The following is a 15,272-nucleotide window of genomic DNA, read 5'->3' on the forward strand; positions in this document are numbered from 1 at the left end:
TCGAGTCGTTCATGAATCCTAATAATCACTTTAATCCAGCCACGAGTGAAGACATTGTTATTTATGGCAGTGGTGCAATGGCGGAAACGCTGTTTTCATACATAGTCCAAGATCATAATGTGATTGCATTTGTTTGCGAAGATGAGTATTGCCTAACTTCCAACATTTGCCATCTACCTCTGATTCCGTTATCCGAATTTATTCATCAATTTTCCAACAAAGACGTGACCATTGCCATTGCGGTGGGTTTTTCTGAAATGAATGATATTCGTAAACGAATTACGGATACGCTTAAGAATCAAGGTTTTAAACTATTTCGATTCATTCACAAAAGTTTTGAACTGCACAGAAATGTAACGGTTGGTGAGTTTGGATTTATTTTAAACAATACCACAATCCATTGTAACTCCCGTATTGGCGACAGTGTTTTTATCGCAAGCGGAGTTAATATTGGTCATGACTGTGTTGTAGGCGATTATAGTTGGCTTAATTCTGGTGTTAGCCTGGCAGGTGGTGTGAGTATAGGTGAGCATTGTTTTATGGGCGTTAATGCCTGTGTCGCTCATGGCGTTTCTGTTGCGCCGTACACGTATATTGGCGCTAATACCTTGGTGACAAAAAACACTCAACTCGGTGATGTTGTTGTTACACAGGCGGGTGAAACCTTCGATTTTGACAGTAAAGCTTATTTAGCATGGCTGAAATAATGTTATGCGTGATTAGTGCTTCTCACTAGCACTCCTGAGTTGTACCTATGTTATACACACAAATCTTACACAATAGAACAAAACACCCAACGCAAAGAGAGTCAGAAAAAAACGGTACCGATGCATTTTTTTTAACAATAAGCAATTCCCAACAAAGTGTTCGTTATACGTTTACCGAACTGATGCAATTGGTTGACGATTTAGAACGTTATGTACTGGCGAATAATTTTGCTGTGCCAGATTCAAAACATCCGCGTGTGGTTGTAACAGCGCTTTCGAATAATTTGGATTTTGTGCTCATATTGCTGTTGTGTGCAAAGCTAGAATGGCTTGTTATGCCGTTGTCGCCAGAGGTGAGCGAAGAGAATTTTTGCGAAACACTGCGTTCTTATCGGCCAGACATGGTTATATATTCAAATGCTGACGCTAGAAATAAAGAAAATACGTTACAAAATTTAGGGTATGTGAGACCTAAAAATGAGGGTTGTTGTAATCTTCTTAGTTCTATTTTATGTAAAAAAACGGACAAGCAACCCGCTTTTACGGCTATAGATAATATCCAAGCTTTGTTAGATAAATCCAATCATAACTCTGGGCCGCCTTATATTTTAACGACAACTTCGGGCACTACTTCTGCACCCAAGTGGATGTGTTTAGGGCAGGGTACAAAGCTCAAGCGTGCGGAGTCATTTTTTTCGACTTTTGAACTTGATGCCAATGACCGATTTATTATTGCAACGCCTCTTTATCACTCACTTGCACAACGAATTCTTTTTACCAGTTTATTGTACGGCGAGCACTGTGTTTTGCTCGAACGATTTTCAGATTATTTGTTCTTACAAAGTGCTTTAGATTATAAAGTGACTGTTGCGGTACTTGTTTCAACACAGATTAAAAATCTATTAGCCGATTCTGATGAGCGTTTATTTAATCTTGGCGCACTTAAAAAGCTTATTTCTTCGTCCGCTAAACTCGATAATGATACGCGCGTAAACATCGTTGCTAAGAAGAATTTTGAATTTTACGAATGTTATGGTGCAAGCGAGGTTGCGGTAGCGACCTCTTTGAAGCTTAACGAGCATATGTTATTGGATAACTCATTTAACTCTGTTGGCAAACCTATTTCTCAAGTAGATATTCATATTCTGGATGATTCTGGTACTACTGTTGATGTTAATCAAGTGGGCGAGATCTGCATAAAATCACCCTTAGCATTTATGGGCTATATTGAATTTAACAACACAGATTTTATTTCAAAATCTTATGTGCATACCGGCGATCTGGGTTATTGTGATGAAAATGGATATTTGTATTTTGTTGGTCGAAAAAAAGAGCGTATAAATGTTGGTGGCACAAAGGTTTATCCAGAATTTGTGGAGAATCTCGCTAAGGAATATCTGGCCGCTAACAAGGACATTGGTTGGAATGAAAACTATAACTTATACGCAATTCCATTTCCTGATGACCGTTTGGGCGAAGTTGTTGCTCTGGTAATAGAGCCACCATCTTTAAATGTAGAAGTTACGGTAAATTTTTACGATTTTTGTCTTTTTCTTCTTGATAAGTGCGAGAACTATCAATTACCCAGACATTTCTTTGTATTAAACGAAGTGCCAAAGACAGAGTTGGGTAAGATACGTCGAGTAAAACTCGCAGAATACGTGACCACTTATGATCGTGATTATTTAGAAAAAATAGGGCGATATTTTTGTTTTAATTATTGACGACTAATTATAAGAAAAAATCATGCAACAATAATGTTTTTTAGGTGCATCTAATTAACTCATTCGTAATTTTCTCTAGGTTTTCTCTAGGTTTGTTTTAGTGAGCAGAAACCTTTGACTAAATTACGGTTGCGTTAATCGAAGGTTCCCATTTTTTAGTTTTATTATAAATGTCTAATTCTGGAATACTACTATGAGCGCAAATACTCTTAAATTGGCTTTTATCGGCGGTGGTGTAAACTCGGCGGTTGGCTACACTCATTTCTGTGCAAGCCAATTAGACGATGCATGGAAGCTTGTTGCTGGCGCTTTTAGCTCAAATTATCCCGTTAACGAAGAAACTGCGTTCTCCTACGGTATTTCTCAAGATCGGTTGTATGATAATTGGCAGGATCTTTTAATTGCTGAGAAAAATGAGATCGACGCTGTTGTGATTTTAACACCAACACCCATTCACGAAGAGATGGTTATTTCTGCGTTAAGTCTAGATATTCCGGTGATTTGTGAGAAGTCTTTAACCAATGATTTAGCGTCTTCTGCACGTATTAATTCGGCATTAAAAAAGAATAACGGATTTTTATCGGTTACCTATAACTATTCTGCGTATCCAATGGTGCGCGAGCTTAGAACTCGAATTTCAAGAGGAGAGTTGGGTAAGCTCATGCAAATTCAAATCGAAATGCCACAAGAAGGTTATATTCGCGGCGGAAAGCATGCAAAGGTTTCGCCGATACAATCTTGGCGTACACATGACGGAAGCATTCCTACAATCCACCTAGACCTTACGTGCCATTTGCATCAATTAATTTATTTTTTAACCAAGTTACATCCCGTAACGGTTCGTGCTCAAGAAAATACCTACGGTAAAATTGATAATATTGTTGATGATGCCTCTGCTCTGATTGAATATGAACAGGATTTTTTTGCACGACTTTGGGTAAGTAAATCCGCTCTGGGCTACAAAAATGGCATGTCGCTGCGTATCTTCGGCGATAATGCCTCTGCATTTTGGGAGCAAACCTCGCCAGAGCTGTTAACCATTAATTACGCCGATGGCAGACGTGAAATTATCGAACGAGGCAGTTTTTGCTACACGGCCAATGCACCTCGTTATAATCGTTTTAAAGCAGGGCATCCGTCCGGGTTTATTGAAGCCTTTGCCAATTTATACACCGATTTTGCCAACGCCATTATTTACCGTAAAAACCACAGAGACTCAAAAAATCACGATCTTGATTTATTCAGTGGCGCATACAGCTATGGCATTGCTAACGAAGGCTTAGAGCTGATGGAGGCGATACATAAATCTGCGCTTAATAAAAAAACCTTGTCGATGAATAATCCCATAAAACCCGAATTGTTGGAGTTAAAGTTTGGCTGAAAGGAAGTTGATTCTATGACAAGTTCTTCAAGATCTTACGAAACCAGCTCTTTGGTGCGTAACGCTAATTTTGATCGTATTAAAGTAATTTTGACTAATTTATTACGGTCTTTTGGCGATCTTAATTTTCGTGACGACGATGTATATTTTAAGCAAGATGGTTTGCTTGATTCCCTAAACTCGCTGCGTTTTTTTATGATGGTACAAAAGGAATTTAATATCCGCTTTTCACCACAAGATGTTAAAGAAAATAATTTAACGTCCTTGTTAAATCTTACCGAGTTCGTTGCACGTAAAGTCGATTCTGATCGATAATTGTTCAGTGGAATGAACCTTGTTAAGAAGCCCTGAGACGCCGCAAATAAACTCAATCGATTGCTTAAGGTGCGCTTCTTATTGCCATAATACTTCTGTGGTTAATTTTGTTAAGGGAACTCCGATTAACCTAGAGTTTCCCGCGAGACAAGGATGTGTAGCCAATTTCAAGAACTGTAAGTGGTTGAAATTGTGAAGAAATTGGAAATCGCATTTTCAACTTTTGTCCTCGGATTAAATCTCGGATGAGTTAATCTGAGGCTTCTCAAGTTAACAAGTTACCGGATCAGATCATTTCTTAAGGTTTTGCTGGTTTCTTAAGAATCCGACGATTTCTTAAGGGTCCAATTCCTCGAAAGTGGCGAATCATTGATCAAAAATACGCGAATAACCGTCTGTTAGTGGTTCATCTTCTATAATTTAAGCTTATAGTGGTACGAATTCGATCCATATTGATCGAAAAATTGCGAAAAATTGCGAAAAATTGCGAAAAATTGCGAAAAATTGCGAAAAATTGCGAAAAACGACGTAAAACTCCCTGCTAAGTCTCTTTTCAATTTTTGTGATCTCGCCCTCAAATAATTATCTCACCTTAAGGTTTCGCTAAGATTCAGAGCGTAATTTTAGTGTTGTCAGCAAAACCTGCTGAGAATTTAAATTATGAGGTGAGCTCTTGTTAACTCAATCACACAAATCTCTGCGTCGTTATTTCGAAAGAACTAATATTCATTCGTTGATTGAGATAACGCATTCTGACATTCATGCAAATGATCGTAGTTCTCGCAAATTGATGGAAGAGAAGATAGCAGGTGAATTTGAGACTTGTTACGGTGCGCAAGTTAGCCACTTTTTACCTCATCTTTTAGATTTTCGATGCAATGATCGCTCTCTTTGTTTGGTGGGTGTAAATCCGGTAAAAGCTGAGGCGGTCTTTCTCGAACAGTATTTAGGCGAAACCTTAGAGCAGGCCGTTGCAAGTAAATTAATGAAGCCTGTGTTGCGCAGTCAGTTGGTGGAAATTGGAAATTTGGTCTCTTTGCATCCCGGCGCATCATTGAGTGTTTTTTTAATTCTAGCGAAAATTTTATACCAAGCGGGTTTCGAACATATGGTGTTTACCGCCACTGCGCAGGTTAAACACATTATTTCTAAAACCGGACTTGAAGTAATTACCCTAGCTGAAGCAGATCCAAGTCGTTTATCCGACGGCGGTAAATCTTGGGGTACTTATTACGACACCAAGCCTATGGTTTTGGTGGCTTCTTTGAAAAACGCAAAAAGTATTCTTGAGTCCATCTACGAATATAGCGAGTTTACCAAATCATTAGATTTAGACATCGATAATATTTCTAAATTAATTAGGTAAAGACGGTGGGTAATTTAGCTCAAATTTTTCTACAGCAGTGTAACGACGATGTTGCGATACGCACCGCCGATGATTCATTAACTTATGCAGAGTTGAATCAAAAAGTTCGTCAAATCAGTACAGAGTTAAGCGCTTTACAATGCCAGCGTGTTGCTTTTATTGCGAAAAACAGCATTGGTTGGATCGCGCTAGATTTGGCGCTGTTCGATCACGGTATTACCTCGTTACCGTTGCCAACGTTCTTTAGTGACGAACAAATTTTTCACAGCCTAAATCAGGCTTCTATCGATTTGATTATTTTTGAAGAAGCTTATTTGGATAAATTTTTAACACAATCAAAAATAGCTCATGTTGGTAGTGCTCATACGCTTAAGTGCTTACCCAACCTGTATTATTTAAAGCTTAAACCCGAAAGCCAGAATGCTTTACCGCAAGGCACGCAAAAAATTACCTTCACCTCGGGTTCTACGGCTAGCCCTAAGGGTGTTTGTTTAAGTGCTGAACATCAGTTAAAAGTGGCGAGTTCTTTAGTGGCTGCGGTTAATGTTGAGAGCCCCGTACATTTTAGTTTTATGCCATTCTCAACCTTGTTGGAAAACATTGCCGGTATTTACGCCAGTTTTATGTGCGGCGGTTGTGTTTATCTTTCCGATACGGTTAACGATTTACTTTTTTCGCCTAAAAGCAGTGATCGTACACAACTACCAGCGTTGTTAATGACATTATTTCAGGAGCTGCATCAAGTACAACCTAATACCACAATCTTAGTACCGCAATTATTAAAGCTCTTGTTGCAAGCGGTTCATCAAGGTATGGCGTTGCCAACAAGTTTTTCTTTTGTCGCTGTGGGCGGCGGCAAGGTATCAGCCGATTTATTAAATCAAGCTCGGCAATTAAATTTGCCGGTGTATCAAGGTTATGGATTGTCTGAGTGCGGTTCGGTTGTAGCCCTTAACGCCAGTTTGCAAGATCCAATCGATTCCGTTGGTAACATTTTGCCGCATTGCGAAGTGAGTATTGTGGATGGTGAAATTGTCGTTAGAAATTCAACAAACTTGGGTTACGTTGGTGATCCAAACAGTTGGACGGCTCTTTCAGACCCCGTTTACACCGGTGATATTGGCGAATTAAAAGACGGTTATCTCTACATTTCTGGTCGTAAGAAAAATACCTTGGTATTAAGTAACGGTCGCAATGTAAATCCCGAGTGGGTTGAATCTGAATTGGAAAAATTTCCGTTTGTGGTGCGTGCCTTGGTTTTAGGTGAAGCAAAACCTTATTTAAGTGCAGCGCTAGAAATTGTAGATGTGGGTATTCCTGTTGAGCACTTGCAGCAGCAATTACTGTCTATAAATGAACATCTGCCTATTTACGCGCAAGTAAAACAATTTACCTGTTTATCTAAACAACAATGGCAGCCGTATTTAACCTATAACGGTCGCATCAATAGAATTTCTTTTACACAAAACAACGAATCATTGATTGATGCGTTGTACAACGAATCTGTAACGGAGCTAACATGAGCTTTTACGAAACATTAATTAAAGCAACCGAAGCCGAAAAAAATAATCTTTTTACGTTAGATGTTATTCAAGCCAGTTTGCACGGTGATATTTCTTTAGATTTGTACGTGGCTTTTTTACAGCAAGCGTTTCATCACGTGAAACATACAGTGCCTTTATTGATGCGTTGCGGTTCGCGTTTAACGGAATCTCAAGAATGGTTGCGTGTGGCAATTGCAGAATACATTGAAGAAGAATCTGGACATCAAGAATGGGTGCTTAACGATATCGCTGCCTGTGGTTACAATAAAGAACAAGCTCGCGTATCCGTTCCTAATTTTGCGACTGATATGATGGTTTCATATGCGTATGATTCCATTGATCGCGTTTCACCCTTAGCTTTTTTTGGCATGGTGTTGGTTTTAGAAGGCACAAGCACACAGTTAGCCACTAAAGCGGCGGGTGTTATTCAGGCATCTTTAAATTTACCAAATTCTGCGTTTAGTTACCTTACTTCTCACGGTGAGCTTGATTTAGAGCATGTAAAATTTTACGAAGGTCTTATGAATCAAATTACCGATCCGGCAGAACAAGCGGTAATTATTCACGCGGCTAAAAACTTCTATAAATTATACGCTAATGTCTTTTCTGAATTAGCGGAGTCTCAGGCGCAGGTATTAAAACAATAATCTTCGATTGATCGGGATTGATATGCAAATCGAAAATTCTAAAGTGCTATTGGTTGGGGCTTCTGGAGGAATAGGACAAGAGATTGCGAAAGAACTTGTTCTATCTGGCGCGAAGTTGTTGCTGGCCGGTCGCAGTGAACAAAAGCTAAAACTTTTGCAAGACGAGCTGGCATCAGTTGATGTCAGCTACACCGTGGTTGATTTTAAAAACAAATCAGATCGCATGAACTTCAAACAGGTTATGTCACAGTATCAAGCAGATATTATTATTAATTGCTTGGGCGTGAACGACCTAAGCCTACTTAGTGATATGAGCGATAGTGATATCGCTAACATGATGTTCACGAATCTCACCGTTCCTACCATGTTGTGCCGTGATTTTGTTGATGCTTACAATCAACAAAAGCGTACCAACAAAGCGTTAATTGTCAACGTTGGCTCCATTCTTGGCAGCATTGGTTTACCGGGTTCTAGCGTTTATTGCGCTACCAAATTTGGTGTACGTGGCTTGTCAGAATCCCTGCGTCGTGAATTGGCAAATTCTCCTATTGATGTTTTATATTTTGCGCCAAGAGCCACAAAAACGGCATTAAATTCAGCGGAAATTGACGACTTAAATACCGAGCTTGGCAATCACGTTGATGAACCGAGCTGGGTTGCCCAGCAGTTAATTAAAGCCATAAAAAATAAGGCGCGCAGTAATCTGTATTTGGGATTTCCCGAGTCCTTATTTGTTCGCATTAATGCTTTACTGCCTAATGTTGTTGATAAATCTATTCAAAAAAAATTGTCTACCATTATTAAATTTTGCAAGCGTGAAGGGGTTACATCATGAGTTCTATAACAGTTGTTTACCAACGATTGGGGTTTAATCCGTTCAAAATGACAACGGCAATTTGTGTGTTCGTTGCGAGTTTTCTCTCTGCAACTTCTTGGGCGGCTAACTCAGCGGATGAGGCTTTAAGTGATCTTCAGCATCAATGGGCACACATCTATTACGAGCTCGACGAAGATCAACAAGAAGAGAGCTTTGATAAGCTCCTTGATACCGTTGACAGTTATCTAAAACAATACCCAAAAAATGCAAACTTGTATGCTTGGAGTGGTATCATCAAATCTACCGCTGCCGGTACCAAAGGTGGTCTAGGTGCTTTAAAATTAGTCAAACAGGCTAAAAAAGACCTAGAAGAATCGCTCGAATACGACGCAACTGCGCTTCAAGGTTCTGCTTACACCAGTTTAGGTATTTTGCATTTACGGGTTCCCGGATGGCCGGTAGCCTTTGGCAGTAACAAAAAGGCGAAAGAATTTTTGGATAAAGCCCTAGCTATAAATCCAGATGGTATTGATCCAAACTATTTTTACGGTCAGTACTTGGTTGAAGAAAAACAGTTTGATGAAGCGCGTAAGTACTTTAACAAGGCTTTAGCGGCTAAAGATCGCCCAAATCGTCCCTTGGCAGATTCTGGTCGAAGAGAAGAAATTCGCCTTGCGCTAAAAGAAATTGAAGGCGCAGGCCGTTAGGAAAGTAATCACGCATGAAAGTGCTTTTGGTAGAAGATAATAAAGATTTGTCGAATGCGTTGTCTCAGGCGCTGGTGCGTGAAAACTTTGTGGTGGAGTGCGCCTACGATGGCCAGAGTGCGCTCCGCTATTTTGATTCGCTTGAACCTGATTTAGTGATTTTAGATTTAGGTTTGCCAGAGATCGACGGCTTCGGTGTTTTAAATCATCTTCGCAATCAAAAGCACACCACGCCGGTGCTTATTCTTACCGCTCGCAATGCGGTAGACGAAAAAGTAAAAGCGCTGGATTTAGGCGCCGATGACTATTTATCAAAACCTTTTGAAATGCCCGAATTATTGGCTCGATTACGAGCCCTATCACGACGCGTGAACCTAGTATCTACCAGTAACGAAATTGTTGTTGGAACCGTAGTGCTCGATAGCGCCACACACGAAGTCGCAGTAGACGGCGTTAAACTCTCGCTTCCCAAAAAAGAATACATGACGCTTAAGGTATTAATGGAAGGTGTTGGTCAGGTAAAAACCAAACAAATTCTAGAAAGTAACTTGTATTCTTGGGGTGAAGAAATTGGCAGTAACGCCATAGAGGTGCACATTAGTAACCTGCGCAAAAAACTTCCCGAAGGATTTATTAAAACCATTCGAGGTGTTGGTTATTTAATTCCTAAAGTAGGGAGTTAATCGCTATTTTTCCGTCTTCTGTACGCACCTTTCTCGCCGTTGTACTGCTCTCGGTAATTTGTTTGACCAACTTTATTGCCGCGCTACACGGCTTTAAGGAAAGTGCTAAATCCGCTGCTGATTTGTTGGATAGCCAAGTCACCGAACGATTTGGTGTTATCGAAACTCTGGTTAAAACTCTGCATAATGCCAGTTATGTTCAAACTGAAAACGAAGCCGTTGCTTTAAAATTACCGATTCCGAGTGATTTATTTGACGAGCATACTTTTTTTCAAGTGATCGACAATGGCGTTGTATCTATAGCCTCTAATAATGCACCGAAAGAACCTTTATTTTTACATGAGCCTGGCTTTCATACCTTCAGCTATAATGCTCATCGTTGGCGAACCAAAGCGGATTTCTTATCCGAGAGAGTCACAGACGATGCCGCCGAATTTAATCTTAGAATTAACCAGTTTCAACCCTATATTGTGATTGGTTTTCAATCAAATTCTTATACGACCTTAACCGAGCAAATTATTTTAAAAGCCATTTTACCCACCATTTGGGTATTACCTTTGTTGGGTATTTTGGTGTGGTTGATTATTCGTCGTGGTTTAGCGCCTTTATCGCAATTGGCGAATTTACTGGCCAATCGTAATACCCGCGATTTAAGTGCGCTGGAATTACAGAAATACCCCGTTGAAATGGCGCCAATTGTGAGTGCGTTAAACGGCTTATTTGAGCGCGTAAAAATATCTTTCGATCGTGAAAAACGTTTTTCTGCCGACGCAGCTCACGAGCTTAGAACACCACTGGCTATTTTAAAGTTACAACTCCACAACCTGCCAGAAAGCGTGAAACAAGATTCCGTTTGCGACGATATGAAAAAGTCCATTGATAGAATGTCAGGTGCCATCGATCAGTTATTAACGCTACACAGAATTGGCGGCGAGCAGTTTGCGAATAATTTTAAGTCGATTAATCTGGTTGAGCACTTGGGTGCAATGGTTGCCGATTTTTATCCGGTATTAGCATCGCGTAATCAAACCTGTAATGTCATCGCTCGACGAGTTTCGGGGCTTTATCGTGAAGATAATATTCCTCTTATTTGCATTCGCGATGATGAAGCTTTTTTTGAACAAGAAACCTTAAAATTAGGTAATTTTAATAATCTACAGAGTTTAGAAAAAACAGATATACTCAATACCCATGAAGAAGTCGATAATATATTGCTCGATTGCGAACCTTTCGCTATTGAAATTTTATTTCGAAACCTTTTGGATAATTCCAGCAAATACGGCAAGAACGACTGTTTTATCGTGGTAAGCATTAGCGAATACGACGACTTTATCGACATCTTAGTTGAAGATTCTGGCCCAGGCGTACCAGAAGCAGAGACCGCTAAGGTTTTTGATCGATTTTATCGGCTCGATGGTGATAAAAATAATTCTAATATTCAAGGATCAGGATTAGGCTTATCCATCGTTAATGAGATTGTTTGTTCTCACCAAGGTAAGATTCGAAGCATTCCGTCACCAAATTTAGGTGGCTTTTGCGTTCGTATGAAATTTCCTAAAAAATATAATGACGAGACCTCAAATGCATAGTGTGAGAAAGTTTTGCAATCAAAGGTTTTTAGGCCTAACTAAATTGTTTGTTGCCTTGATTGTGTGCATGAGCGCGTCTTTTACCTTTGCAGCCAAACCTGAGTTCGAGCTGCGCATTAAAGATCATTTATTTTATCCTTCAGAGCTGCATGTTCCCGCTAATGTCAAGATCAAGTTGTTGGTGCTCAATGAAGACAGCACTCCCGAAGAGTTTGAAAGTTACGAGCTCAACCGAGAAAAAGTAATACTTGGTAACAGTAAATCGGTTATTTTTATTGGTCCTTTAGCGCCTGGAATTTATCCTTTTTTTGGCGAGTTTAATATTACCACAGCGCAAGGCGTGATTATCGCGGAGTGATTTATGTTGTTGCCTGTAATTGTATTGGTGTTGCGTGAAACATTAGAGGCAAGCCTACTAATAAGTGTTCTGTTATCCATCAGCCGTATTTATGATGTTTCTAATCGTTGGCTTGCCGTTGGTTTTTTATCGGGTATTTGTTTTGCGGTAATTTACGCACTAAATCTTAGTGCGCTATCTGAAAGCTTCGAGTACATGGGGCAAGAAGTTTACAACGCTTTTGCCATGTTTTTGATTACTGGTTTACTGTTTTGTTTGTGCGTCATGCTAAGCTTTTCGGTCAGCTTTAAACGATTGCTGATTATTGTTATGGCGATAACCGTAGCGTTTGCTATTTCTCGCGAAGGTGGTGAACTGTTTGTATTTTATTCAGGGTTTATCATTACGGATCAAAATTTTGTATACGCCGCTACCAGTGGATTTATTGGTATGGCAATTGGTTTTAGTGCGGGAGCATTGTTGTATTACAGTCTAATAATGGCCGCAGAATATAAAGTGCTCAAATTAATACAAATATTTTTTATTACTTTAATTGCTTCTGGTATGAGCTTACAGGCCGTTCAGTTATTGATTCAGGCTGATTGGCTACCTGATATCGGTACGGCTTGGGATTCCAGTTTTATCTTGCCGGAATCATCTATTTTAGGTCAAATTGCTTATGCATTATTCGGTTACGAATCTACGCCAACATGGTTAGAAATTATTGCCTACGGTATTGCGTTATCGTTAATGCTTATAACATTTGCTCTCTCGCTATTTAAAAAGTCTGTAAGAAATACATATGTCGCAGCCCATTAAATTCTCAAGCTTATTACTTTTACTGTCGTCAAGTGCCGCATTTGCCGGTACTACCTCAGTCGATAGAGTTTACGACCCTTATGTTCAGCCGTTGGAGCGCGAAATTGAATTTCGCAACGTGCTCGAACACGATCCGTTCGCGGGTAACGATGTCTGGAAAACACGATTTGGGTATGGTCAATCTTTGTCTGAGCGTTTGTTTCTTGAATTCTATGTGGTCGGAGAAAAAGAACAAGGCGAAGCGATTGAAGAAGATTCCTACGAAATTGAGCTTAAATGGCAATTAACAGAGCAGGGCGAGTACAGTAGCGATTGGGGTTTGTTGTTTGAATTTGAAGATGAACTTGGTCAAGATGTTCTTGAAGCTGCGGTTACCTTAATTGGTTTAAAAGAATACAACCGCTTTATTTTTACTGGGAATTTATCGGCAATTATTGAATGGGGCGGAGATATTAACGATGAATTCGAAACGGCCTTTGCCGGACAGTCTCGCTACAGACTGAGTCAAAGCTTTGAACCAGGCCTAGAACTTTATCAGAGTGAAACTACCTCTGCGTTTGGTCCGGTATTTTCGGGAGTCGTTAAATTAGGTGGAAGGAAACGACTGACTTGGGAAACCGGAATTTTATTTCCATTGGATGATGAAACCGCCAATCAAACCTACAAAATTAATTTTGATTTTGAGTTTTAAATGTTATTCGGTTAATAATGAGGTGAAATTTAACGTAATCGGCTTTGTCGATGAGCTATATTTTAAATATAGATGTTGAAGGTTTTGCACGAGCGCTTTTTGGATTGAATTTAAAATTAAACCAACGGTATAATTTTAAATGCTATTAAATGGATAACATTTCGCTCCAGCCTTATAAAACCGTTCTAACCATAAATAAATTGATTATGGATTAATTGCATCTAAATGCATTGATCTTGATGTTATCTTCCCGCTGCACATGACTCAGTCGAACAGTTTAAATGAAAGGCTTGTTCAAAAATTTCGATGCCCATCTTTAAAACTTGATCCTATCTAAAATAATTACCTCGCGTTAATATCCTTCATTAGTTTTATTAATTTCTATCTAAGCTCACAGCCAAGATCGTTAGACTTAAATGGAAAATTCCAGCACATTCTATGGTGTTTTTTCAGTTTCGTTCAGTAGTTAAGCAATTGGTATCTCTGATTAACTTCGCCATGATTTAATCAAAAGACAAACCGTGATGACATGTTCTGTGTTGCTGGAAATTGTAGGTTAATCAGAGTTTCATATTGTTTACTGTGTTGATTAATTTAAATACGTTTTTGGTAATTGGTAGCTTGAAATTAGTTAGATTCAAGAAAATCGATAATCAAGCGATGATCAGATTCACTCCGTTTGTATTGTCCCTGAGAAAGAAAGGCTCGTTGGTAATTACAAATACGGTTCCCAAAATCCATCGGCGAGATTCTATTTTTATAGCCAATGAAAAATACAATTAGGTTATTTTAGCGGTATTTAGGTATAGAACTTAATTGCTGCGCAGTTAGTCTCAACAAAACTTTAAACATGCTAATTCTTAAGTTTTTCAATAATTAGAATAGCTAAAAATTAATTGGAGAAAAAACATGGCTGATGAATATCAACCACCAAAAATCTGGACTCTAAACAGCGATGGCCGAGGTAAATGGGACAAGGTAAATCGCCCAATTTCTGGAGCCACCCATGAAAAAGAATTACCTCGCGGCGAACATGCATTTCAACTCTATTCTCTAGGAACTCCTAACGGGCAAAAAGCCACCATTATGTTTGAAGAGTTGCTAGAGGCGGGTGTTAAGGAAGCTGAATACGATGCCTTTTTAATCGATATTGGTGAGGGTGATCAATTCTCCTCAGGTTTTGTAGGTGTTAATCCAAACTCAAAAATTCCTGCTTTATTGGATTATTCGGGTGAACAACCGGTACGCGTATTCGAGTCTGGCGCTATCTTATTATATCTCGCAGAAAAATTTGGCAAATTCATTCCAGAAAACCCCGCTGAAAAAGTGGAGATGATGAACTGGCTGTTCTGGTTGCAAGGTTCTGCACCTTATCTTGGTGGCGGGTTCGGTCATTTTTATCATTATGCTCCAATAAAAATCGAGTATGCAATTGACCGCTATACCATGGAAACCAAACGTCAACTCGATTTATTAAATAAAATATTGGGAGAGCGACAATATTTATCAGGCAGTGAATACACTATTGCCGATATTGCAACTTGGTGTTGGTACGGTTTATTGGTTAGAGGAGCCTTGTACGACGCTAAGGAATTTTTGCAAGTACACGAATATGAAAATGTTGTGCGCTGGGCAAACGAAATTTATAAAAGACCCGGTGTTAGAAAGGGCCGTATTGTTAACCGTACTTGGGGGCCTGAAAACGAACAATTAAGAGAACGTCACAGTGCCAGTGATTTTGATGGTCTCAATATTACCGACTAAGACTTATTACCAACTAAGCCTTAAGGAGCCTCTGATTAATTCATGTATGAATTAATCAGAGAATAAAATATTAAAACACGACGTTTAATATTTTCTCTACATAAATTGCTTGGCATTCTTTAAGTCAGCAACGGCTTCTTGTATTGCTTAGAATTCTGAATAAATCAGGATTTTTATAAAT

The 15,272-nt window shown here is 39.3% G+C and carries 15 protein-coding genes; all 15 read left to right on the top strand.

Annotation, left to right across the window (positions count from 1 at the left end; genetic code table 11):
* Positions 1-11 precede the first annotated feature (11 nt).
* The 15 genes from ACYQ28_RS15205 (at position 12) to yghU (ending at position 15,091) form a co-directional block, all read left to right on the top strand.
* The gene (locus ACYQ28_RS15205) at positions 12-707 is read left to right on the top strand and encodes an acetyltransferase (protein WP_460051492.1); all 696 of its coding nucleotides are present in this window, start codon (positions 12-14) and stop codon (positions 705-707) included.
* Positions 708-754: 47 nt separating this feature from the next.
* Positions 755-2,431: a class I adenylate-forming enzyme family protein gene (locus tag ACYQ28_RS15210; protein WP_460051493.1), complete on the top strand. Its 1,677-nt coding sequence runs from the start codon at positions 755-757 to the stop codon at positions 2,429-2,431.
* A gap of 193 nt (positions 2,432-2,624) precedes the next feature.
* The gene (locus tag ACYQ28_RS15215) at positions 2,625-3,812 is read left to right on the top strand and encodes a Gfo/Idh/MocA family protein (RefSeq protein ID WP_460051494.1); all 1,188 of its coding nucleotides are present in this window, start codon (positions 2,625-2,627) and stop codon (positions 3,810-3,812) included.
* 15 nt (positions 3,813-3,827) lie between these two features.
* Positions 3,828-4,127, top strand: coding sequence for a hypothetical protein (locus tag ACYQ28_RS15220; protein WP_460051495.1), 300 nt, complete (start codon positions 3,828-3,830; stop codon positions 4,125-4,127).
* 673 nt (positions 4,128-4,800) lie between these two features.
* Positions 4,801-5,493, top strand: coding sequence for a thermostable hemolysin (locus tag ACYQ28_RS15225; RefSeq protein WP_460051496.1), 693 nt, complete (start codon positions 4,801-4,803; stop codon positions 5,491-5,493).
* Between the two features lie 5 nt (positions 5,494-5,498).
* The gene (locus ACYQ28_RS15230) at positions 5,499-7,016 is read left to right on the top strand and encodes an AMP-binding protein (protein WP_460051498.1); all 1,518 of its coding nucleotides are present in this window, start codon (positions 5,499-5,501) and stop codon (positions 7,014-7,016) included.
* Positions 7,013-7,684 carry a TenA family transcriptional regulator gene (locus ACYQ28_RS15235; protein ID WP_460051500.1) on the top strand — a complete coding sequence of 224 codons (672 nt, stop codon included), beginning with the start codon at positions 7,013-7,015 and terminating at the stop codon, positions 7,682-7,684. Before ACYQ28_RS15230 ends, ACYQ28_RS15235 begins: the two co-directional genes overlap by 4 nt.
* A gap of 22 nt (positions 7,685-7,706) precedes the next feature.
* Entirely contained in the window at positions 7,707-8,519 is an 813-nt protein-coding gene (locus tag ACYQ28_RS15240; RefSeq protein WP_460051502.1) for an SDR family oxidoreductase, read from the top strand.
* Positions 8,516-9,208: a tetratricopeptide repeat protein gene (locus ACYQ28_RS15245; RefSeq protein ID WP_460051503.1), complete on the top strand. Its 693-nt coding sequence runs from the start codon at positions 8,516-8,518 to the stop codon at positions 9,206-9,208. Before ACYQ28_RS15240 ends, ACYQ28_RS15245 begins: the two co-directional genes overlap by 4 nt.
* Positions 9,209-9,222: 14 nt before the next feature.
* Positions 9,223-9,891: a response regulator gene (locus ACYQ28_RS15250; protein ID WP_460051505.1), complete on the top strand. Its 669-nt coding sequence runs from the start codon at positions 9,223-9,225 to the stop codon at positions 9,889-9,891.
* Between the two features lie 62 nt (positions 9,892-9,953).
* Positions 9,954-11,480, top strand: coding sequence for an ATP-binding protein (locus ACYQ28_RS15255; protein WP_460051507.1), 1,527 nt, complete (start codon positions 9,954-9,956; stop codon positions 11,478-11,480).
* Positions 11,473-11,838, top strand: a complete 366-nt coding sequence (locus ACYQ28_RS15260; RefSeq protein ID WP_460051508.1) for a cupredoxin domain-containing protein — start codon at positions 11,473-11,475, stop codon at positions 11,836-11,838. The genes ACYQ28_RS15255 and ACYQ28_RS15260 overlap by 8 nt, the downstream gene beginning before the upstream one ends.
* A gap of 3 nt (positions 11,839-11,841) precedes the next feature.
* The gene (locus tag ACYQ28_RS15265) at positions 11,842-12,636 is read left to right on the top strand and encodes an FTR1 family protein (protein WP_460051510.1); all 795 of its coding nucleotides are present in this window, start codon (positions 11,842-11,844) and stop codon (positions 12,634-12,636) included.
* Positions 12,620-13,327 carry a hypothetical protein gene (locus tag ACYQ28_RS15270; RefSeq protein WP_460051511.1) on the top strand — a complete coding sequence of 236 codons (708 nt, stop codon included), beginning with the start codon at positions 12,620-12,622 and terminating at the stop codon, positions 13,325-13,327. Before ACYQ28_RS15265 ends, ACYQ28_RS15270 begins: the two co-directional genes overlap by 17 nt.
* A 909-nt stretch (positions 13,328-14,236) precedes the next feature.
* Positions 14,237-15,091, top strand: a complete 855-nt coding sequence (gene yghU / locus ACYQ28_RS15275; protein WP_460051513.1) for a glutathione-dependent disulfide-bond oxidoreductase — start codon at positions 14,237-14,239, stop codon at positions 15,089-15,091.
* Positions 15,092-15,272 lie beyond the last annotated feature (181 nt).

The sequence above is a fragment of the Sessilibacter sp. MAH1 genome, from assembly GCF_054658315.1.

Coding starts and splice junctions, on each gene's coding strand:
- ACYQ28_RS15220 (WP_460051495.1), top strand. CDS start 3,828: ATGACAAGTTCTTCAAGATCTTACGAAACCAGCTCTTTGGTGCGTAAC.
- ACYQ28_RS15250 (WP_460051505.1), top strand. CDS start 9,223: ATGAAAGTGCTTTTGGTAGAAGATAATAAAGATTTGTCGAATGCGTTG.
- ACYQ28_RS15245 (WP_460051503.1), top strand. CDS start 8,516: ATGAGTTCTATAACAGTTGTTTACCAACGATTGGGGTTTAATCCGTTC.
- ACYQ28_RS15270 (WP_460051511.1), top strand. CDS start 12,620: ATGTCGCAGCCCATTAAATTCTCAAGCTTATTACTTTTACTGTCGTCA.
- ACYQ28_RS15260 (WP_460051508.1), top strand. CDS start 11,473: ATGCATAGTGTGAGAAAGTTTTGCAATCAAAGGTTTTTAGGCCTAACT.
- ACYQ28_RS15240 (WP_460051502.1), top strand. CDS start 7,707: ATGCAAATCGAAAATTCTAAAGTGCTATTGGTTGGGGCTTCTGGAGGA.
- ACYQ28_RS15265 (WP_460051510.1), top strand. CDS start 11,842: ATGTTGTTGCCTGTAATTGTATTGGTGTTGCGTGAAACATTAGAGGCA.
- ACYQ28_RS15215 (WP_460051494.1), top strand. CDS start 2,625: ATGAGCGCAAATACTCTTAAATTGGCTTTTATCGGCGGTGGTGTAAAC.
- ACYQ28_RS15205 (WP_460051492.1), top strand. CDS start 12: ATGAATCCTAATAATCACTTTAATCCAGCCACGAGTGAAGACATTGTT.
- yghU (WP_460051513.1), top strand. CDS start 14,237: ATGGCTGATGAATATCAACCACCAAAAATCTGGACTCTAAACAGCGAT.
- ACYQ28_RS15235 (WP_460051500.1), top strand. CDS start 7,013: ATGAGCTTTTACGAAACATTAATTAAAGCAACCGAAGCCGAAAAAAAT.
- ACYQ28_RS15210 (WP_460051493.1), top strand. CDS start 755: ATGTTATACACACAAATCTTACACAATAGAACAAAACACCCAACGCAA.